The 22,137-nt window shown below is 59.1% G+C and carries 12 protein-coding genes; 3 read left to right on the forward strand and 9 right to left on the reverse strand.

Features of this window, described 5'->3' with window-relative positions; translation table 11 throughout:
* Positions 1–11 precede the first annotated feature (11 nt).
* The 4 genes from E6W33_RS09460 to E6W33_RS09475 all read right to left on the reverse strand — a co-directional run bounded on the left by E6W33_RS09460 (position 12) and on the right by E6W33_RS09475 (position 4,307).
* Entirely contained in the window at positions 12–1,076 is a 1,065-nt protein-coding gene (locus E6W33_RS09460) for a Gfo/Idh/MocA family oxidoreductase (protein ID WP_136416864.1), read from the reverse strand.
* 108 nt (positions 1,077–1,184) lie between these two features.
* Complete coding sequence (locus E6W33_RS09465) at positions 1,185–2,024, reverse strand: carbohydrate ABC transporter permease (protein WP_136416866.1); 840 nt, start codon at positions 2,022–2,024, stop codon at positions 1,185–1,187.
* Positions 2,025–2,041: 17 nt separating this feature from the next.
* Complete coding sequence (locus E6W33_RS09470) at positions 2,042–3,001, reverse strand: sugar ABC transporter permease (protein ID WP_136416868.1); 960 nt, start codon at positions 2,999–3,001, stop codon at positions 2,042–2,044.
* 46 nt (positions 3,002–3,047) lie between these two features.
* The gene (locus E6W33_RS09475; protein WP_136416870.1) at positions 3,048–4,307 is read right to left on the reverse strand and encodes an ABC transporter substrate-binding protein; all 1,260 of its coding nucleotides are present in this window, start codon (positions 4,305–4,307) and stop codon (positions 3,048–3,050) included.
* Positions 4,308–5,137: 830 nt separating this feature from the next.
* Here E6W33_RS09475 and E6W33_RS09480 point away from each other — a divergent pair.
* Together E6W33_RS09480 and E6W33_RS09485 are read left to right on the forward strand one after the other, a co-directional pair.
* Positions 5,138–6,058, forward strand: coding sequence for a BadF/BadG/BcrA/BcrD ATPase family protein (locus E6W33_RS09480; RefSeq protein WP_136416872.1), 921 nt, complete (start codon positions 5,138–5,140; stop codon positions 6,056–6,058).
* Positions 6,059–6,125: 67 nt separating this feature from the next.
* The gene (locus E6W33_RS09485) at positions 6,126–7,109 is read left to right on the forward strand and encodes an AraC family transcriptional regulator (protein ID WP_136416874.1); all 984 of its coding nucleotides are present in this window, start codon (positions 6,126–6,128) and stop codon (positions 7,107–7,109) included.
* Between the two features lie 367 nt (positions 7,110–7,476).
* On the opposite strand, the gene E6W33_RS09490 is transcribed toward E6W33_RS09485, so the two are convergent.
* From E6W33_RS09490 to E6W33_RS09505, 4 genes are all read right to left on the reverse strand, one after another.
* Positions 7,477–10,272 carry a ShET2/EspL2 family type III secretion system effector toxin gene (locus E6W33_RS09490; RefSeq protein ID WP_136416876.1) on the reverse strand — a complete coding sequence of 932 codons (2,796 nt, stop codon included), beginning with the start codon at positions 10,270–10,272 and terminating at the stop codon, positions 7,477–7,479.
* Between the two features lie 46 nt (positions 10,273–10,318).
* Positions 10,319–12,328 carry a ShET2/EspL2 family type III secretion system effector toxin gene (locus E6W33_RS09495; protein WP_136416878.1) on the reverse strand — a complete coding sequence of 670 codons (2,010 nt, stop codon included), beginning with the start codon at positions 12,326–12,328 and terminating at the stop codon, positions 10,319–10,321.
* A gap of 261 nt (positions 12,329–12,589) precedes the next feature.
* The gene (locus tag E6W33_RS09500; RefSeq protein WP_136416880.1) at positions 12,590–14,326 is read right to left on the reverse strand and encodes a hypothetical protein; all 1,737 of its coding nucleotides are present in this window, start codon (positions 14,324–14,326) and stop codon (positions 12,590–12,592) included.
* Positions 14,327–14,605: 279 nt separating this feature from the next.
* Entirely contained in the window at positions 14,606–16,186 is a 1,581-nt protein-coding gene (locus tag E6W33_RS09505) for a hypothetical protein (protein WP_136416883.1), read from the reverse strand.
* A 73-nt stretch (positions 16,187–16,259) separates the two neighbouring features.
* Here E6W33_RS09505 and E6W33_RS09510 point away from each other — a divergent pair, with 73 nt between their 5' ends.
* Positions 16,260–19,196: an NEL-type E3 ubiquitin ligase domain-containing protein gene (locus E6W33_RS09510; RefSeq protein ID WP_136416885.1), complete on the forward strand. Its 2,937-nt coding sequence runs from the start codon at positions 16,260–16,262 to the stop codon at positions 19,194–19,196.
* 96 nt (positions 19,197–19,292) lie between these two features.
* On the opposite strand, the gene E6W33_RS09515 is transcribed toward E6W33_RS09510, so the two are convergent.
* Positions 19,293–22,136 carry a ShET2/EspL2 family type III secretion system effector toxin gene (locus tag E6W33_RS09515; RefSeq protein ID WP_136416887.1) on the reverse strand — a complete coding sequence of 948 codons (2,844 nt, stop codon included), beginning with the start codon at positions 22,134–22,136 and terminating at the stop codon, positions 19,293–19,295.
* Position 22,137 lies beyond the last annotated feature (1 nt).

Consider the following 22,137-nt stretch of genomic DNA (forward strand, 5'->3'; position numbering starts at 1 on the left):
CTCCAGCAGCATCAGATGTCAATGGCCCGGCGCTCTCGCATACTTCTCTCGGCGGCCAATACGATCTCCAGCGATCGAAGTGCGTCCGCGTGGTGATTGGTCAAATCGAGATCGTTGGCAATTGCCTGCGCAAGAAATTCCTGTTCGCGGTCGCACAGCGACTGGTGATCCACTGTGTCACCGAGCGTCACAAAAGCCTCGGTGTAATCCTCGCTTCCCTTCTCCGCTGAGGCGACACGAAGGCACAGCTGCCCTGCCCGCGTGTGGCTATTGATATCCGCCGGATCCGCATCGTCGCCCATCACGAGAGAGACTGCGCCGCGCTTGCCGATGACATTCTTTACGAAACATGAGGTGCCAGATATCATCGGTCCCCAACCCGCTTCGTACCAGCCGACCGATCCGTCTTCAAAAATAACCTGCAGATGGCTGTAATTTACCTGGTCATTCGGGATGTCTTCAGCAAGGCGAACCCCCATGCCCCGCACCTGGACGGGTCGAGTCCCGGAAATCTGGCACATGACATCCACGTAATGCACCCCGCAATCGACAAACGGCGGTGTCGTTTCCAATAAGCGCTTGTGAATCTCCCAGGCGGCGCCAACCGAGGGCTGATTCAAGTTCAAGCGCATTACATACGGGGCGCCGAGTTCGCGTGCCGTCTTGATGAACTCCATCCAGGAGGGGTGATGTCGCAGGATATAACCAATGACCAGTTTCCGATTCGTTTTACGGGCGACGGACACGACTTCTCGAGCCGAATCGATGGTCAATGCAAGAGGCTTTTCGACAAATACATGTGCCCCTGCTTCCATTGCCCGAATTGCCAGATCGGCATGGCTGTCGGTATAGGTGTTGATTGAGACGACATCCGGCCTGAGCGCCAATCCGCCCTCGAAGCTATCAACGAACTTGTAGCCGTTCAGCTCTTTCGGGAGTTCGACCTCCGTGCGATTGAACAAGCCAATCACCTCAAATGCCGAATTCTTGTGATAGGCGAGAGCATGGGACCTACCCATTTGCCCCAGGCCTGCGACCAGAACGCGTAGAGGACGATTTGAAGAGTTGTGGTTCATTTAAGATATCCAAATTGAGTTAAAGATGTCGATCTCGCCGCTGCGATTACTGGCTGCGGTAAACACAAGCAAAGTGCCTTGGCATTTCCGAGACGTTCCTCAGGCAATTCACTTGACTGCTCCTGAAGTGATGCCGCGGATCAACCCCTTCGAAAAAACCATGTACAGCGCGAGAATCGGAAGAATGCTCAGCGATAGCGCTGCCAGAACTGAATTCCAATCAGTCACATACTGGCCAAGAAATACCTGAGCACCCAAAGTGATTGTCTTGGTTTCTTCGCTCGGCGCCAGGATGAGCGGAAACCAAAGATCATTCCAAATCGGAATCATCGTGAACACCGCAACGCTCACCATCGACGGACGAAGAAGCGGCAATACGAGCCAGAAGAAAATCGCGTACTCCGAGAGTCCATCGACCCTGCCAGCGTTTTTGAGATCGACGGAAATCGTGCGCATGAACTCTGTCAGAACGAAGATCGCTACCGGTAGCCCTTGGGCGATGTACACCAGAATCAGTGCAGTCCGGGTGTTCACCAGTTCAGCGTGCAACATCATGTTCAGGATCCCGACGGTGCCAAGACGGATCGGGATCATCAGCCCGATCGTGAAGAAAAGCCCGGTTATGCTGTTGAAGCGGAAACGATATTCCGAGAGCGCGAAGGCGGCCATGGCGCCGAAAATAATGGTGCCGGCCAGAGCGATCACGGTAACGATCAAGCTGTTCGAAAAATACGACAGAAAATGGCCTTCCGTAAGCACTGATGTGAATCCGGTGACGTCCAGCGTCTCTGGTGTTGGCAAAGCGAGCGGCGCGCTGAAAATGGCCTGCCTTGACTTGAAGGCATTCATGACAATCACGTAAATTGGCGCGAGCGCCAAGGCGGCGAAGAACGTCAATATCCCGTGCACTACAAAGGTAGAACCAGGTGATTGTTTTGCCGATGACATGGAATCGTCCTTTCTCTTCAAAATTGATAGCGCATGAGTTTGCGCTGGACGAAGAACAGGTAGACGCACACCACGGCTAGAATGATGAGAAACATCATCGTTGCAATTGTGGCGCCCATATGTGGATCGCCGAACTGGAATTGCGCTCCGAAGAAAGTGCGATACAACAAGGTTCCGAGAATATCAGTTGAGTAGTTCGGCCCCGCCGATACGCCTTGCGCTGTGTAGATCAGATCGAACGAATTGAAATTGGACACGAACGTGAGGATGGCGACCACACCAACACTTGGCCAAAGCAAGGGAAGCTTGATCTTGAAAAATTGCTGTATCCCGATGATTCCGTCGATTTCCGCGGCCTCAAGGATTTCAGTGGGAATCGAAAGCATCGCCGCATACATGAGGACCATAGGTACGCCCAGCTCTTTCCAAACCGAGATAAGCCCAAGTGTGGTGAGCGCGTACGCCTCTTTCCCAAGGTAAGGAGCGAACAACGATTTCAGGCCGACTGCGTCCAGAATATTGGGGGCTATTCCCCAAAGTGGCGACAGGATTAGTCGCCACACGAAGGCAACGATTACGAAAGACAGCATCGTTGGCATAAAGATCGCCGTCCGATAGAACCCTCCCCCGCTGATGCGAGGAAGCGACAGAAGTGCTGCGATAAAAATCGCAAGCGGCACCATGACCAGCATATGGATAAGGAAAAAATAGGTGTTGTTCTTGAGCGCGTTCCAGAAGTGCCACGCCATGCGCTCATCTCCGAACAAGGAAGCGAAATTCGAGAACCCCACATAGATTTCGCGCTGATCAAGGGACTGAAAAAACGCGAGGCGGAGTGTTTCCACGAGCGGCAGAACCATCACCGAAAAGTAGATCAACATCGCGGGAGCCAGGAACACCGCGATATGCCACCTTACCGCCCGCCTGGGCGCTACGCACTCGTGCTCAGTGGCTGCGGTGAGAACCGTGCTTTGCATGGAAACACTCCTTCGTTACATCATTGCTTGAAAAGGGAACCAGAACTTAGTGCTGCGGCTTGTACCAGCTATCCAGGCCCTTCTGAAGTTGCTGTGCAGCTGCCTCAGGCGTCAAGGTCCCGTTGATCACTCCCGACGCTTTTACCCAGAGGTCGTCTTCCAGGTTCGGCGCACCGCGGGAAAGAATCTGATGCGTAGGACGCGGCGTGCTTTCGCACTTGTTGCGCCAGCTCACGAATTCCTTTGCCAGCGGATCGCTCATTTCGACCGGCGTCTTTTGAAGACTGAAGAAGCCCGGCAGAGAATTGGCATAGATGGTGGCAAATTCCTTGGATGCTACGAACTCGAGGAAGGCCTTCGCTTGCGCGACGTTCTTCGACTTTGCGTTGACGCCGAGGGCGATGTCCGGGTGGTCCGAGATATAGCACTTGTCACCCGCCTTTTGTACGGGCGGGGGGAAGGCGCCGATCTTGAAACTCGCCTGCTTGTTGAAGCCGGCAATTTCCCAGGACCCCGCCGGATAGATCGCGGCACGGCCAAGGGTGAACATGTTCTGGCTATCGGGATAGGTCTGCGATTCAAAACCCTCGCCCAGGAAAGGCTTCCACTTTGCGAGTACGCGGAAGGGTTCGAGCCATTGCGGATCTGTCAGCTTCGCCTTGCCGGCGATCAGTGCGCGACGACCCTCTTCGCCTTTGTAGTACGCTGGTCCGATGTTCTGGTATGCCAGCTGGGAGGCTTCCCAAGTATCCTTGGTTCCCATCGCGAGCGGCACGTAGTGTCCGTCAGCCTTGATCTTGTTCAGCGCCGCAAAGAACTGATCAACGGTTGCCGGCGGGGTCAGCCCCAGCTTGGCGAATGCATCCTTGTTATACATGAATCCGTGGATGACGGCCGCGATCGGCACGCAGAAAGTGGACTTCCCGTCGTCCGTCGTCCACGCGGTCTTGGCAACCTGGGTGAAGTTGGCCATACCCTTCAGGTCATTCAGTGCCAGAAGGCGCCCCTTCTGGAAATGCTGCAACGGCACATCGAACGGTCTGCAGGTAATCAGATCACCCGCGGTACCTGCCTCAAGTTTAGAATTCAATACGGCGTTGTATTCTGCCGGCGCGGTAGGCGCAAACTTGACTTTGATGTCCGGATGGTTCTTTTCGAAGGCGGGAATAATCTTGTCACGCCAAATGGCGAGATCGTCGTTACGCCAGCTTTCAATGGTGAGAACGACTGGTGCGGCACTTACGTTCGCCGCGCCGACAACTGCTGCAACTGCCAGCGCGCCCAGGATTACATTTGTTTTTCTCATCGCTATTTCCTTGAAAAGGGCCGCCTTCCGGGGCCACGAACTCTTTGAATAGCCTCAAACCGTTGATCGGCCTTGGCCAACAATGCTCCTCCTTCGGCAACCATCAACTGCTACTCGTATTGAAGCATCCTGCCTGAGTTCACAATTGGTTACCGTGCTGAAAGTCTGACAGCGGTCGCAGCACGATTGTTATCTGCGTGTCGCAGACATTAATACAATTCTGGCGTCCGCTGACGCATCCTCTCCACTGCAACATACGCCAGCCAGGCAATTTTTTCAGCCCACTCATACTTAAGTCTATGCCGGCACAACTGACGATTCCGTTAGTGGCGCGCAGGCGCAGATTTGTCCATTGCCTGCGCGCGAGTCCGAACAACTGGTGGATCATGGCGTTCATGCACGATACACGCGGATGCATCGGCTTTCCGATTGATCGACACCGTCACACATCTCGTATCTACTTGCCTTGATGTCTCGGCACTCGCTCGCGAGCGAATTTGTCGAAATCCTGTTGATTCAAAAATGCCGGGGCATCCCGACGCATGCATCGGCGCCTGCCTCTGCGGCGACGCCAGAATCGTATCAATGCTCGCAATTGCCGAGCAACACAACTCCCCTCTCGATAACGACACTTGCGATATCGGAAGCCTTGCTTGCTAAACGGCCGCTGGAACCAGGCGTATCGAGCCTGCGACGCATGGATTCAACATCGTTCGCGCGCGGTACGCGAACGCTGGACGCAAGAAGGCCTTGGAAGGGTGTCCTTGGGCGTAGGTCCTTGGCGTTCTCGACGGATAACGTTAACGGTGGCAGAAAGCCACGGAGATCGAATGGTGGATGAATCGCATTACTTCCTTGGAATAGACGGTGGGGGAACCGGGTGTCGCGCGCGACTGACCAACACGAGAGGACAACTTCTCGGCGAAGGAGTTGGAGGGCCGGCAAATCTGGCCTTGGGGATCGACGTGGCGGTCAAATCAGTCATGGAGGCCGTGTACCACGCCTTGGGGCAGGCAGGCGTGGGTGCCAGCGTGCTCAAGCGTACCCATGCCGGGCTGGGTATGGCGGCAGCAAACGTTCCCAAGCATCGGGAAGCGCTTGAGAGCACGCAGCTCCCATTCATGTCGGTCGCGATCCGATCGGACGCCGAAGTTGCGTGCCTCGGAGCGCACGGTGGAAACGATGGCGGAATTCTGATCCTGGGGACTGGCAGCCAGGGAGTGGTATTCCAGGACGGCTCTTTCCATACTGTCGGCGGATGGGGATTTGCCCTCTCCGATTCCGGGTCAGGATCCATACTCGGCCGCGCTGCGGTGCGTCGTGCATTTCTTGCGCACGAAGGAATTGAAACGCCATCCTTGCTCACCAATGAGGTAATGCGTCGATTTAACTTCGACCTGGTCGCAATGCTCGAATGGGCGGAGAAGGCAAAACCGAGAGACTGGGCCGACTTTGCGCGTCTCGTTTTCTCATGCGCAAAGCAGGAAGACAAAGTAGCTCTGGAACTCGTACTGGAAAGCGCAGGCGCAGCCGAACGGATGCTGGACCGGATGCTGGCTCTTGGGACCGCGCGAATCTGCCTGATGGGCGGCCTTGCCCAACCGATCAAGCCATACTTGTCACAACGCTTTAACGACGCTATTGTGGAACCGGAAGGCGATGCCATGGACGGAGCACTGCTATTGGCACGCGCCCAGGCGGATGATTGTTGTGAACACCGATTCGCGGTGCCGGCCAAGTTGGTACCGTAAGAAAACGTGCCAAATGCACTTTGGCCCATAATAATTGCCTGTTGGCAAGTGGTGAAGGAGACAAGTCATGAAAGCCGTTTTGGAGAGTCTGCTCGTCCCCGAGGGAGCAACCTGGACATACTTTCACCGCCGCCTTAACGAATGCATTCCCTTTAACTGGCACTATCACCGGGAATTCGAGCTGACGCTGACGGTCAACAGTATCGGCCAGCGCTACGTAGGAGATACGATCGAGCCGTATGGCGACGGTGATCTTGTTCTGCTCGGTTCGAATGTTCCACACACCTGGATGTCTCAGCGCAAGCTGAATGAAAGCCAACCTCACCTGGCACACGTTTTCTGGATAAGAGCGGAGTGGCTGGATGCCTTGCTGGAAACGGTGGTTGAACTGCGGCCTATTCGGCCCATGCTGCAGAAGGCGAGCCGAGGTATTGTGTACTCGCCAGGAACAGCGATAGCAGTTCGAACGCTGATCGAAGGTTTGGAAAACCTCGATGCAGCCAGCCGCGTCATCAAACTACTTGAGATTTTCAGGCTTCTTGCCGACGACAAGAAGTTCAAGTTGCTCTGCGCCCCGCACAAGGGAAGCGAAAACATATCTCCCTCTGATCGGACACGCATCGATCGCGCTCTCGATTACATTCACCGCAACTATCAATCCGAGATCTCGATGGACGATCTCGCAAAGCTGGCAGCCCTCAGTGTCTCCGGCCTGCACCGCCTTTTCAAGCGCCACACGCGCCAGACGGTCGGCGAATACATTGCGCAACTGAGGATTGGAAAGGCTTGCTCTCTGCTGATTTCAACTGACCGCCCCATTTCCTGCATCGCAAGTGAAGCAGGCTATACAAACGTATCGCATTTCAACAGGCAGTTCCTCGCTATCAAACACGTGACGCCGAGAGAATTTCGCAGATCATACGTGGACCACGATGCGCTGGCGCCTCTGGCAGCCTCGAATAATCCGTTTGGAACCACGACCAAAGAGTCTCGTGCGTCGTCTGCCTCCGGTTTGGCAAAGAGCCGCGACTCTAACGTCGTGGCAGCCTAGGTCAACATTAGCCGCAGGGCGTCATTTCACAACTGGAAGCCAGAGAAATCCTATCGCAGTGCAATGAGATGCGCTCGACGGTCTGCTCCTGCGCGCCGCCTGTACGTTCTGCATGCCCCAGCAAACGACGGATTTCCGCATCACGGCCGGATTCCAGAGTGGTGCGCAAGGCACCTGCCTAACTCTGGTCAGGTAGTAGAAAAGACGAGCCGAATCCACTCGATAGGGCGCGATTGATATGCATGCTTGTCAGCGGTAACGCCGGCCGGCCACGAACACGCACAGTGTCGACGGTGTTCCAATGAACGCGAGTTTTTCCCGCTCGGAAGGGACCGGCTTGGCGCAGGGCCTTGATGACCGGGTGCGTCTATTGTCCGGAATGGTGGCCGTCGATGATTCGTTCCAACTCTTCCACGTCTTGCTGCGGCAGGCCGGCATCGTCAAGTATGTGATAGAAGGCGCGAATCGTCGCGTCGTCCCCTGCTTCCGATGCTGCGACGACGCCGGGCACGTCGGTGCCGTTTGCGGCGAGCAGCAAGACCATTTTGTAGGGGCGCGGCAAGTCCAGCTCGCGCAATGTCGCGCCAAAGGCAACGACCGCATCGGCATGGCCATTTGCCAAAGCAGCATGAAGGCCCGGTGTGCCGCTGGCGTCTTCCGCCATCAGCAAGCCGGCCACCTGCCTCGGCGTCAGCCCGTGCAGTTCATGCAGGATGTCACCGAAAACGACAACGGCGTCCGCGTCGCCGCGTTCTAGCGCCGTGTGCAGCGCTGGCCTACCGCGGCTGTCTCGCGCGTCAAGCCATGTTTCGGCTTCCTGCCGTGTCAACCCTTTCAGGAAGTCCGTGATATGAGCCTCTCGCATGCGCAGTTCATTGGCTCGGCCGTCAGCGAGCAGATCGTGGGCGAGCGCAGCATCGGCCCTCCACACATCGCCAGCCGGCTGCGGTCCCTGGCCGCCGGCAAACCGGAAGGCTTCCTGGATGTCTTCAAGTTGACCTATATCCTCATCTGACAGACCGGCCTTGTGTACCATCGCCTGGAACGCCTCTATCACTTCTGGGACAGCGTCGACCTGCGCGAGCGCCGGTTGGCCCCAAGGGTTCCTGGCCAACAGCAGTTCCAGCTTGAGCTGCGCCGGCAAACCGGATTGGCCGACAAGGTCTCCGAAAGCATGCATGGCGGCGATTTGCTTGTCTTCCATGGCCAGATGCAAGGCCGGCAGGCCGTCGCGGTCAGTTGCGGCCAGCACCTCGGCCTGCATGGGTGCTGGCAGGCCTGAGCCCTTGACCACGCGCCCGAAGGCTTTGACCGTCTCCACGTGGCTCTGTCGCATGGCCTTGAAGAGTCCGGTAAAGCCGTCCGCATTTCGACAATGGAGAAGAGCAATGACTTGTTCCGGTAACAGCCCAGAGCGGTCTGCAATGCTTCCGAACGCGCTGACCGCTGCAGTGTGGCCTTCTTGCATCGCCATGTGCAGACCTGGCACGCCACGCTGGTCCTTCGCCGCAAGCAGATCGGTCAATACGTGGGGCGGAATCTCGAACGTATCCAGCAGATCGCCATAGGCCGCGATAGCCGCGGCATTGCCGTAGTTCAGCGCAGCGTGCAAAGCCGGCATGCCGAGGCCATCTCGGGCCGCAAGCAAATCGATGCCAGCCGGCTCATCCAGCCCTTCGACGGCAGCGCAAATTTCCTCTTGCCGCGCGACGAGCTCCCCGGCGAGGTTCTCGGTCAGCAAGTAGTGGAGCACGGTGGGTGTGACCGGTGGCATGTCGCTCGACAGTCTGCGCGGCGTACCGAACGGCGGAGGAGCGTCGAGATGATCTCCGGACAAGACAAACGCGCTGGACAGTTTTTCTTCCTCTGGATAGTACGCGGCCTCATGCGCAGGGCTTGCCAAAAAGGACGCGAAGCGCCATTGATTCACGACAGCCAGGTCGCCGGTAGCGGCACGCTTGTGAACGTTAGTCAGGTTGGGGTCATACATGGACACTGCGAATTGCTTGGTGCCGTCCGGCCGGAATTTGATCGACAGGTTCGCGCCCAGAGTATGCGTCAGCGAATTCAGGCAGATCTGGCGCTGGACACCCTTCTCGCCCGGGATGGCCGATGCCTGCATCGCGTTGAACTGGTTGACCAGGAAACGTCCCCACTGCCGGTTGTCGAAGAGATGAATTTCTGGTGCGATATTGGACAGCATGGCAGCGGTCGTGTTGAGCTCGATGCCCACATGCTGCGCAATGCTGTCCGCTGTCTGCAGCGCCGAATAATCATTCTTTCCCTTCAGCGCGCGCTGCCGCAGCCAGAACAAGGCCAGGTGTCGGCATTCGATCGGCACGTCTGTGCCGGGGAATGTCGCCTTGCGGTTGAGATCCCGAGGCGGACTGAAGCGATGCGGGAAATGCGGCACTTGCTTGAGCCAGGCGCGGAGCGCGGGGTGGCCTATGCGCATCGCGTGTTCCAGGAGATTGCGTCCGGCGGGCCTGCGAGGGCTTGCGAGTTCTTCAATGGATGCGGAATCGCACAGAACAAGCATGGCGCAATGGATATCGCTGCGCTTTTCATGCGCAGCTCTCGTCCACAGGGCGACGTTGGAACGATCGGAATGCCGTGTACGTTCCTCATCGAGCAATGCCTTGGCCTGCGTCAAATCATATTCACACAATGCCTGTTCAAGCGGCGTAGGCAGTGTCGCAGTGCGGCCGCTGCGTGCCCGTTTCGATATCAATGCATTGATGGTGATCGCTGCTGTCAGAAGCTCGCCGATTTCTTTCGTTGGGACAAGGTCGCGCCGCGGCTCACGCGGATCGGCTCCCATCTGCAATAGATGCCGTACCAAGCCGCTGTCCGCAGCATGAATGGCAGCGGATAAGGGCTTGCTTCCGTCCGCCGCGGCGCAATCGACCTTGAAGCCAGGAAGAGTGGTAAGCGCTTTCTTGATCTGCAGCGAAGATCCGACTGTGCAGGCGTGTTTGAACAGATCACCGGCATTCTCTTTTCCAACTTGCTGACGTTCGCGTGCGGTGCGCGTCACCAGTGCAACGACCTCTCGCTCGCTGCCTTGCGCAATAGCGCGGTGCAAGGCGGATACCAGCATGTCCTTCGCATCGGGAGAACGGTATGCTGGGGCGGTTTCGAACCGAATAGGTTTGCTCAGCATGTCTGGCTCTCCTGGATCCAAGTAAGAGAGAAAAACCTGAGGACCGTTAGCGATGGTCTGGGCGGTTTCCGCCGCTCACGGCCGCCCGACTGCTCTCCTCCACCGCTGCCCATACCGCGGCCTGTTGCGCCTCGCTGAGATGCTCATGGAGAAGCTCCTGAAATATTTCGACAGCCTCGTCATGGCCGCGAACAGAAGCATGGATCACGCCGGGAATTCCATTCGTGTCGCGGGCGAGAAGCAGATCCATCTTGTCGGACGACGACAAGCCAGACTGCGTCAGCAGGCGACCGTACTGCGCCACGACAGCGCCGTTGCCTTGATGCAGGGCCACGAATAAGCCGGGCGCACCATCATCTCCCTTGGTCGCGATAAGATCTATCAGCGCCTCTCGCGGCAGGCCGCATTCGGAAACAATGCCCGCGAACGCAGCCACCGAGCCGTCGTAGCCATCGAGCATCGCGATATGCAGCGAGGGAGTGCCGGTCCGGTCGGCGCCGGAGAGAAATGCAGTGGCCTCGTCCGGCGGCAGACTGCGCAGGTGCGCCACGATATCCTGCTTATGCTGCCACAAATCGCCGTCGAATCCATTGCGCACCAGCGAGCGAAACACAGTTGGTTCCAGAGGCGACGGACAGCTCGTGGCGGTTCGACCGGGCGCCGCAAATGGCTGCCTGGCGCTGCCGGATGGCGGTGCGGCTGCCTCGATATCGGTGATCACATATGCCGTCATGATGAAGTGATCGTTGGGAAAGTATCCTGCCTCCCTCGCGCCCGCCTCCAGAAACGACGCAAACTTCCATTGTCCAACCACGGTCGGGTCCGAGGTGCTGGCGCGCTTATGCACATTGGTCGCGTTCGGGTCATAGAGCAAGGCGCTGTACTGCCTGCTGCCGTTTGGTTGATGCTCCAGCTTCAGCTCGGCCGCCAAAGCGTGCGCGTCGGTCAGCAACAGAATCCGTCGCTTGCAGGATGTTTCGCCGGCGGATAGTGACGCGTCCATTGTTTCGAACTGCCGCATGAGGAAGCCGCCCCAGTGGTCCTTGTGAAACAAGTGGGCCTCGCCCGCATGCGTACGCAATTCCAGGAATTTTTCTTCCATGGAGGGAGGAACCTGCCGAGCGAGCAATTCCGGCGACTGCAGCGCGCTGTAGTCGTATTTCCCGTCCGTCGCGCCGACGCGCTGCATGAGCCAGAACGAGGCCAGGTGACGGCAGACGATCGGCTCACCATCTTCCGGGAAGCTAGCCACATCGTTACCATGTATTGCCGGACCGCGCTTGTCCGAATAGTAGGGATACTGTTTGAGGTAGGCCCGCAGCGCTGGCGGAGAATGACGCATTCCGGAATGCAAGGCGCTGCGTCCGGTTTCGTCCAATCGCATGGCTGCCGCTTCGATGGCGGTATGCGGCCGCGTGGTGAGGATCGCACAGCGGATATCGGCGCGCTGCTCATGCACTGCCTGCATCCACAATCCAAAGGTGGACAGTCCGGGATGCCTTGCCTGCTCCGCAGCGAGCAGCCTGACGACCCGCGGCATGTCGTAACGGCGCATGGCTGTGCCGAGGGGTGAGCGAGCAAGCTCGTCAAGTGGCGCTCCTCGTGGAAACAGCTTGTTGATCACCTTTGCTGCATACAACAGGTTGTGGATTTCCTGTTGCGCGTGCGGCTGCCGGTTCACCGTCACATGGGGCGATGGGTCCGCTCCCTGCATCAACAGGTGGCGCACCAGGTCGGTATCTTCGCATTGCACGGCGGATGCAAGCGGAGTACGCCCTGTCGGACCAGCGACATTAGGATCAAAGCCCGGCAAACCGGTGATGGCACGCCGGAGGTTCGATGAACGACGGTGCTGGCAGGCATGGTCCAGCAGATCCGACAATTCTTGCGCCGGAAAGACCGTGCCGGCTCTGCCGGCATTCTGCAGGCGCGCATGCAACGCATTGTTGCTCTCGTTGCTGATCGCGTTGCGCAGCTCGGCGACGGCCGCCTCGTACGGCGCAGTGACGGGAACATCGCGGAAGGTGGCGAGGTGTGGAAACCTGTTTGGGAACATGGTCTGGTTGGGTGAACGCTGTATGGAGAAGGCCGCTGATCGAGAAGTAAGTGGACGGCGGCCCCGTTACGGTTCCGTCGGGTGTGCGTCGCCTTTCCGAGCCTATGCGGCCGTAGACATTGCGGGCGAGTTTGCGCCGACACATCCGTTCAGGCGCCCGGAACCAGGGTCGTCAAGATCACTTCGAAGGACGGAGAGTCGCCTTTTTCCACGGCGGCTTGCGCGGATCGCCCCCTCCTCATAGTCATCTGGAAGACGGGCCTATTGCAGAATCCAATCTCGCAGCCCCGCACCCATCGTTGCTGCCCGTGCCGCAATAACGTTAGAGGCATACATCTGCTCCGGCCCAGACAGAAACTCGATCTTCTGTCGGAGGGTCTTCAGCACTCCAGCCTCTTTCTCCTTGGGCAGGCCAGCGCTTTGCATGCGAATCGCTTCGAATTGCACCAGCCTCGGGTATTCGGGCAGATGCTCGATGTTCTCGGCAAGATGGTCCAGCGCCACCGCTTGATGGACCGCAGGCAAGCCGGCGCTCCGGGTTCGTATCGTATCGAATGCGTCGCTCCGCCGGTATTCGGGCAGATACTTGATATTCCAGGCCATCTCTGACAGCACATCGGTTTGGTGTGCCGCAGACAGTCCCGCACTCTGCGTACAGATCGTCACGAACTCGGTAAACCGGTCATCCATGGGTAGATGCTTGATGCTCCCCGCCATCTCGGCCATCACCATGGCCTGATGATCCGCGGGCAAGCCAGCACTCTGTTCGCGCAGGGATGCGAAGCAAGGCTGACGTTCCGGTTCGGGCAGGAATTGCACCTGTCGCTGCAGAGCCTTCAGCGTCGCGGCCTGCAAGGGCAGCGCCATTTCCGCGCTCGCAGCCTGAATCGCCTCGAAAGCCTCGCGTCTGTCCGCTTCGGGCAGGTTCTCGATTTGACCTGCCACGGCATACATCATTCCGGCGGTACGACCTGGAGGCAAATCAGCGCTCTGGTTCAGAATCGACAGGAAAGCCGGCAACCGCTGCGCTTCCGGCAGCCGGCCGAATTCCGTGGTCATGAGTTTCAGCAAGCCAAAGTGCTTCTCCGAAGGCATGCCTGAGCCCTGGGATTGAACTGCCTGGAATCCCGTCAGGCGCTCCCCTTCCGGCAGATGCTCGACTGCGGTTATGGCCCTCTTCAACACATTGACCCGGTTCTCCCAAGGCAGATCGGCGCTCTGATCCAGAATCAGCCGCAAGGCGTCCAAGCGGTTTTCTGCCGGCAGGGTGCCGATCCTCGATGTCAAGCTAAGAAACACCTCCGTTTGCTCCGTGACCGGCAATTCCCTGGCGCTTGCGACAAGTTCCCCGAAAGCGCCCATACGCTCACCCTCGGGCAATGCTGATAGCTTCACGCCCATGAGCTTCAAGGGCATGACGCGATGCTCGGGAAGCCACTTTCCAATCTCACCGACGGCATCACGGAAAGCACCCCGGCGATCACCCGGCGGCAAGGTGTCGAAGTGCCAGTGCACTTGCGGCTCTTTCCAGTCGGCTTTTTGCGGGATCAGACCCGCGCTATACATCGCAAAAATCTGGAAGCCGCTCATTCGCTGCCGGGCCGGCAGATCGATCCCCTGGAAGCCCAATATCGTTCCAAGTTTCTTGCTATGTGCCGGCGTCATGCCGACACCTTGCCGGGCAATGGCGCGAACGCCCGTGAGGCGATCCATTTCAGGCAAGGAGCCGGTTTTTCGTGCCAGCGCTGCCAAAGGCCTGTACTGGTGGTTTTTCGGCAGACGTGCAATGTCTGCACAATGGTTCTGGAATTGCTCCGCTCCCTCATCCCTTACCCCGATATAGCGGATCATGATCTCTTCCAGTTCCTTGGCCTGCCTGAACTGGAATGACGTGGCGCCGCGGACGGCCTTGCTGGTCGCGGCAAAATGTGCGAGACCGTCCAGGGACAATTCCTCGCCCACCCTGGCAAGCACATCATCCGGCAGATCGGTCAGCAATATCGGTCGCCGGACCGCCGCAAGGCTGGACAGACTGTCACTGTTACGGGCCGCGGGCGCCTCCCCAAATCTCCGTCCCACCGCATCCATAGGCGCCACCACTGGTAACGACTCACGACTGATTACCCTGCCCATGCAATTGCCCATAATGCTTCCCCCTCATGGTCCATGCGGCGTGTTGCCATACAGCGATGAGTCGCGGCGAGTGCGGCGGGAGTTCCATCCGTGCGGAAACATTTCCCGGTGTGAACGGCGAGGGCCGCTCGCATGCCCGGGGGATCACATGAGAACCCAGTCTCGCAACTCTGGAGGCAATTCCTCGATCTGTGCTTCAAGGGTGTTGTAGGCGGCCAGGCGATTGGCATGAGGAAGCCATCTGATATTCTGCTTCAGGGCTTTCAGCACGGCTGCCTCGCATTCAGGGGGCAGATCGGCGGCCTGCGCACGAATTGCCTCGAATCCCGCCAGCCGATCGGTTTCGGGAAGGTGCGAGATACTCGCCGCCAGCGACTTCAGCGCCGCGGCCTGGTGTTGTGCCGGCAGGTTCATGCACTGCGTGCGTAGCGCATTGAAACACGCCATCCGATTCGGCCCGGCGACATGGGCGATTTCCCGTGCCAATCGTGCCAGGATCTCGAGCTGGGCGTCCGGCGCCATATTCATGCTCGGTACCCGAACCGCTTCAAAGCCCCCCAGATGATCCTCTGCGGCCAGGTTGCCGATGCGCTGCATCAGCCCGCAAAGCGCCTCCGGCGCAAGCGCTGGGGGCAAGCCCATGATCTGCGCCCAATTTCCCATGAAGGCCGGCAGGCGGTCTCGCCGCGGCAGCTTGGTGATTCCCCATGCCAGGGTTTCCAGCAGCTCGACCTGGAGTGCCGGCGGCAAGCCCTTGCCCTCCGATTGAATTGCCCGGTAGCCGGCAAGCTGCTCTTGTGCCGGCAAATGCTCGATTTCATTTGCAAGGCTGTTCAACACCTCGAACCGATGCCTTGTGTCCAGCTCGCGGCATTCGGTCAAAATCATCTGCAGGGTCGAGAGGCGACCGCTTTCCGGCAAAAACCTGATGCATGACGCTGCACGCTGCAGCAAGGCCGCCTCCTGCTCACGCGGCAGATTCAGCTCCGGCAATCGCATCGCCTCAAGCCCGGCAACACGATCATCCACCGCCAGAAAACCGACGCGCCGCATCAGATTGCCCAATACCGCGGTTTGGCCCACCGGCCCCAAATCGTCCACCTGGTCGCGAATCGACACAAATGCACCGAGACAGGAAGTCTGCGGCAGCTCGCCGATTCGTGCTGTCAGCTCGGTCAGCATCACCTCCCGGCAATCCGCCGGCATCCCCTTGCTCAGCTCGACCAGCGCCTCGAAGGCCGCCGTCCGCTCCTCCACCGGCAGCGAAGACAGATGCCCGGCCAGGAATCTCCCCGCCGTGACGCGATGTTCCGGAAGCCAGCCGGCAGTCTCGCGGACAATCTCATGAAAGGCCGCCGCACGTTCCGCATCCGGTTGCACGTCGATATGCCAGTGCAATTCGGGCTCCCGCCATCCCTCCTGCTGCGGAATCAAGCCCGCGCTATGCATTGCGCGAAGCTGGAAGCCGCGCAATGCATCCGGCGCCGGCAGCGAATGCCTTTCCGCGCCCAAGACGGCCGCCAATTCCGCACGATGCTCCGGCAGCATGCCCACGCCCTGCCTGGCGACAGCACGCAGCCCGGCAAGGCGGTCGACCTCGGGCAAGGTTCGGATTTTCCTTGCCGCTTCCACCAAAGGTCTGATCCGATGATTCTTCGGCAGGCGGCCGATGTCGGAACACAATGCCTGGAAGTCCCGCGCTCCGGCATCGGCCTCGTAGGTCATTGCACGCGCGGTTCGATGCAGCGCCCTTGCCTGCCTGATCAAGAATGCAGTGGCGCCGTAAACGGTTCTGCTTGTGGATGAAAAATTTCCGAGCGAATCCGTCGGCGTCTCCTGCCCGATTCTAGTGATCAGCTCGTTCGGCATCGAAGACAAGGATGCCGCCGGGTTTGCGCTCGCCCTGCCCGGCGCCGCAGCGTCCGAACGGCTTGCGGCAACGGGCAGCGGGTTCGCCTTTCCCCTCCCTCCTGCGCTTCTGTCCATCTTCACCCCGCTCAAGCCGATGTCTGTTTCTCACCCGATCTTCATGGGTAATCCTGCGCCACGCAGAGTTCCACACTCTCTTCACCAGCAGTGCTTCCTGGGGCACAAAATAAATTGCCGACTTGAATCGCCCGGTGCGAACCACACTCCATCCTGGTGCCACTCAGCAATGCGACTCACGACATCATCTTTCGACATGCGAAATAACAGACCCAATCAACGCACATCGATTCCCGGCTCTCCCGATCAGAGAATCGGCAATGACACGAGGCCGCAGCCTGGCGCGCTCCCGGTCCCCGCCGCCCCACGCGATGCGCGCGCGTCGTTGGAACAACGAACTCTCCGCCCCCACCCTGAGCAGCAGTCGACGAACGTGCCCGCTTCATTATCAGCGCCCAGGGAAATCAACCGCGCGGCCCATCTCTCATCCTGGAACGCATGGGCCCAGGCCAGGACCTCCACCACCGAGCGGCGTGACGTCGCCGTTGAGCGCTTGGCCGGATGGCTCGCGCATAATGATCCATCTGTCCCACTCGATTTATCGGGACTTCAGCTGAGCAGCTTGCCTGCCCGGTTGCCGAGCACAGTACAAAACCTCACGGTTTCCGGCAATCACCTTACGATCCTGACGCCGGGCAGCGCGCCACAATTGCGGCATCTGGACGCGTCCAACAATATGCTGATCCAGTTGTCGCAGTTGCCTCGTTCGCTTCGCAGCGTCAACCTCAGCGACAACAACTTGCGTTACCTCCCGATCCATATCAGCGGGCTGCATCCCGAATGCTCCATCAATCTCGAAGGCAATCCGCTGCCTGACCGCCTTCGCAACAATTTGATGGGCTTGAACGAGCATCCTTCCTACCACGGCCCACGGTTCTATTTTTCTTCCCTGGAATGGGCATTCGGTGCATCCGGCAATCGGCTGGAGCAGATGCTGAACCAGACAGCATCGACCTTGTATCCTCCGATAGACATGAATGTCGCTGCCATGGATGTCGATGGGCAGGCACCAGGTGCTCTCGCACCGGAAGCACCCCGTGAGAGAACAAGGGAGGAATATTTTGCGGAATGGGATGCATGGGCAGAGCAGCCCTGCGGCTCGGACGAACATCGCGAAGAGGCGGTCGATCGGATGAAGGACTGGTTCGACGAAGACAATCCGAACAGCATGCTTGACCTGACCGAGTTGGGGCTGACCAGCACACCACCGAGCTTCCCTCCCACGGTCACGCGGCTGGATATTGCACGCAACGCGCTTGTCGAGATAAACGTACCGTTCCCCGAAGGGCTTCTCGAACTGGATATCAGCGACAATCCGTTGCCAAGATGCCCTGATGTACCCGACGGACTGGAGAAGCTGGTCGCGACCAACAACGATTTTACCGAAATTCACCGCCTGCCCGGCCGGCTCCAGTACCTGGAGATTTCAGGGACGCCCGTCTCCCAGCTGCCGGAGCTGCCAGGCGGGTTGCATACCCTGATCGCGCCCAGAACCGACTTGTCGCATTTGCCGCCCTTGCCGGAAGGCATGGAAGACATTGACATTACCGGATGCAACTTCCGGCAGATTCCTTCTCCCCTGCCTCCTCGCTTGCAAGTTCTTGAAATCTCCGAAAACGAGATCGAGGCCATCACGGAGTTGTTGCCGACGCAATTGGAGAACGTCGATCTCTCTGGCAATCAATTGACCACCGTTCCAGAATGGCTTGCAAGCAGGCTGGGAAGCCATTGCGCCGTTGATCTCGGCAACAATCCATTGTCGGAGGAGACCCGAGCTTTCCTCGAACGCGTTACCAGCGCGGAGAACTACAACGGACCACAGTTCTTCATCTCTGAGGGTAACGAGATGGAAAACGAACCCCGCCGCCCGCTGAGTGAGGCGATCGGCGCCTGGTTTGAAGACGAAAGCGTGGCGGAGAGATGGAGTGAATTCCAGGGTGCACCAGGCGCTCCGGAATTTTCGCAATTCCTCGATCGCCTGCGCGGCACGGTCAACTACAGTATCCCGGCATTTCGTCAAAGTGTCACGGAATGGCTTTCCGACCTGGCGAACCGGCCGGAGCTTCGCAAGCAGAGTTTTCTGGTGAGCCACGGGGCAACAGAATCGTGCGAAGACCGCGTCGCCCTGACCTACAACGAAATGAAGAAAGTTCGTCTCAATGCGGATGTCGAAGAAGGACGCTATGACCAGCGGCTGGGCGAGCTCATCGAGATCGGCAGAGGCATGTTCCGCCTCGACGTACTGGAAAAAGTGTCGCAGGAGAAGGTGAAATCCCTTCGCCTTGTCGATGAAATCGAGGTCTATCTTGCATTCCAGGTCATGCTGCGAGACAGGTTGGACCTGCCGGTCGATACCGAAGCCATGCGATTCTTTGCTTCGTCCTATGTTACTCAAGACGACCTCGCCGCCGCCGAACATCTCGTGAAAGAGAAGGAAAACAAAGAGTTCGTCAATTACTTGTCGACCTCGTGGCAACCGTGGCAATCGGTGCTGAAGCGCCTGGCCGGTGAACAGTTTGAAAGCAACCAGGACAGACTGATCGAAGCAATGGGTGAACCGTTCCAGAACTTGCTCAACACCCGCTTGCGGGAACATGGTTTGCAGAATGATCCCGATGCGCAGCGCGAGATGGGCACACAGGTAAGAGACGAGATTGCCCATGAGATCAAAGGCGCTTTGACGAGAGAATTCCTGCAGTCTCGCGGTCTGGGCACGACGCTCGCGCAGCGGTGGATGGAGGATGAGTGATTCGCAAGATCTCGGCTGCTCGGGGACTCGGCTGGCGACGTCCTGTCGCATCTGAGGATTTGCATTCCTCGCATGGATGATTAGCGGCGATCTTCCCTAGATTTGCTGATCGCGCCGGGTACTCCACATCTGCCGCGTCGTCTCGCGCAAGGCATCCCGCGCCTCGGCGCGGCCGTGCTGGTAAAGCACAAAGGCGCCGGACGTGCCATTCAAGCTTCTTGCCTCCATCAAGCGCTCCTTCACTTCCTGCGGAATCGGCAGCGTCGCAATCGACCCGCCGAAGGCGCGGATCGCGTCCGCCCGATTTGCCGCGAAAGCCTTGAACAATCCAGGTATTCCCGCCGCGTCGCGTGCCTCCAGCAGTTGCACCGTTCGGTCCGTGCCCAGGCCGCATCTGCCGAGCAGCTCGACGAAAGCACGGATCGCTGTGGCGTCCCCGCGCTGCAATGCTGCATGCAGAGCGGGGGTGCCGTCGATGTCCGCGGCGCGGAGTAATGAAAAAGTCGTTTCCGATGGCAGCTCAGCCCGTGCGATGAGGTCGCCGATCGCTTCGACGGTCTCCTCGCTTCCCGACTGCATTGCGGCGGCGACGGCGGGAGTACCGTCGACCTCCGTCACGCTCAGCGCCCGCACCAATTCTTCGCGTGACAGGTCTGCCTGAAACAGGACCTGCCCGTAGGTGCGGATTGCGTTGGCGCGGCCGTACCGGCATGCCGCACTCAGCCAGGAAATGCCACCGAAGGCCGGCGCGGATACCGTGAGCAAGGCAAGCCGGTCGGCTGCCGGGATGTCGGCCGCCTGGATGGCCGCGCCGTAGGCGGCAAGACCACCGGCCGGGCCATCCCGCAGGGTTTCGAACATCCACGGGATGCCGTCGCGCTCGTGGGTGAGAAGTGTGCGACGGTCGGCGACCGGCAATCTGAAGCGCTGCAGGAGTTCCCCATAGGCCCTTGCAGCCTCGACATGCCCGCGCCTGCAGGCCGCAACGATTGCCGATGTTCCGGTATCGCTCCTGGCGGCCAGGATCGGGGACAGGTCGTCCCGCTCGATGCCTGAACGTGCGAGCACATCGCCGTACAAGGGAATCAGGTCGTCGCGCCCCGTTCCCATCGCCTGGTACAGCCAGGGCATGCCGGCATGCTCAACGCCAAGCACTTGGGCACGTCCGGCAGGATCGATACATTTTCGCAGCAGATCGCCATAGGCACTCAGTGCCTCGACGCGCTTGTAGAGCAGGCCAAGATGCAGGGCGCTCATGCCATCGACGTCGCGCGCATCGAGCAGCCTTATCTTCGCTTCGCGCGAAAGATTGGCGTCCGCAAGGAGGTCACCGTATGCATCCACGGCATCTGCATTGCCACGCTGCGTCGCCATTTGCAATCCCGGGTAGCGACGGTAGTCCTCGGATCGAAGAAAGCTTTCCGTCTCTTTTTCATCAAGCCCGCGCAGATGGACCAGGATTTCCGTTTTCCGTTTCCGCAACTCGCCGCCCAGCCCCGCCTCGAGCAGATGATGGAGCACCGTGGGTGAAAGCGGTGGCAGCCTTCCTGACAGCATTCTGCCGGCATGCGTGCCGGTGCTGTGTTCTGCCTGTGACGCGGTGGATGTATCAGCGGACAGGACATGGACCAGGGACAGTTTTTCCGCCTCGGGATAGTACCTGGCAGGACGCCCCGGCATGCCGAAGAACGACTCCAATTGCCAGCGCGCCACGACACCAAGGCTTGCCGTCGCCGCCCGCTTGTGTACATTGGTCCAGTTCGGATCGTAAACAATGGCTGCATATTTCCGCTCGCCGTCATCCCGCGCGGTCAGCTTCAGTTCCATCGCCATCGCGTGCACCGAGGACAGCAACAGCATCCGCTTGCGCAGCACGCCAGCCGCGAGCGATGTATTCTCCTCCTGCATCGCAAGGAAACGCTCGCGCAGAAATTGCCCGAATTGCCGGTTGTCGATCAGGTGCGTTTCGGCCTTGGCCCGCATCTCCCTGTACACCTCTCCCATATTCGGTGCCATGGTTTGCGCGATGCGCCTGGGACTGGCAAGTACCTCGTAATTTGCAACACCGGAACGTCGGCGCTCCTGCAGCCAATAGGCGGCCAGGTGGCGGCAGGCGATCTGCTCCGTGCTGCCGTGAAAGGTCGCCCTCAGATTGTTATTGACGCGTGCAGGACGCTTGGCGGAATAGTACGGAACCTGCTTGAGGTAAGCGCGCAATGCGGGATGTCCGATTTCCATTGCCCGGTGAAGAACACTCGCCCCCATTGGCGCCGGACCGTCCGCAAGCGCCTCGATTGCCGCTGGTTGGCGCAATGCGAGCATGGCGCAGAGCACATCCAGGCGCTTGCCTTCCGTTGCCGCGATCCAGAGCTTCCTGTCGCTCGGATCCGGCTGTTTTTCCCTTTCTGCTTCCAGCAAGCGTGCAGCGGTGTCAACCTCATATTTGCGCAATGCCTCGCCGAGCGGCGTTGTGAACGCATCACTGCGCCCTGCCTCTGCTTTCGGGATAAGTGCGTTGATGGCCTTGGCCGCGCGCAACAAGGCCGCGGCATCGGCCTTGTCGTCACCGACGTGCAATGCCGGTTCCGCTCCGATGCGCAGCAGATGGCATGCAAACGCAAGATCGCCTGCAGCGATCGCGGCGCTGAGCGGCACCCGGCCACGCGCGCCGGCGGCATTCGCATCGAATCCCCGCAGCCGGGTGAATGCTTCCTTGACCGGCGGAGGACGCCCCGCGACACATGCCTCATGGAGCAAATCTGCAATGACACCGGGTGCGAGTTGATGGCGCTCAGCATTCGCCTGCGCCACCACTGCGGCGGCATCCGCCCTTCCCTCACCCCTTGCAAGCGCGTGCAGCGATCGCGTCAGCTTTTCGATCGGCGAATCATGGGCAGGAGCGGCCCCCGCCTCAGTCGATAACAAATGTTTGATGTGCATG

This window comes from Herbaspirillum sp. ST 5-3 (assembly GCF_004804275.1).
Taxonomy (GTDB): domain Bacteria; phylum Pseudomonadota; class Gammaproteobacteria; order Burkholderiales; family Burkholderiaceae_D; genus Noviherbaspirillum.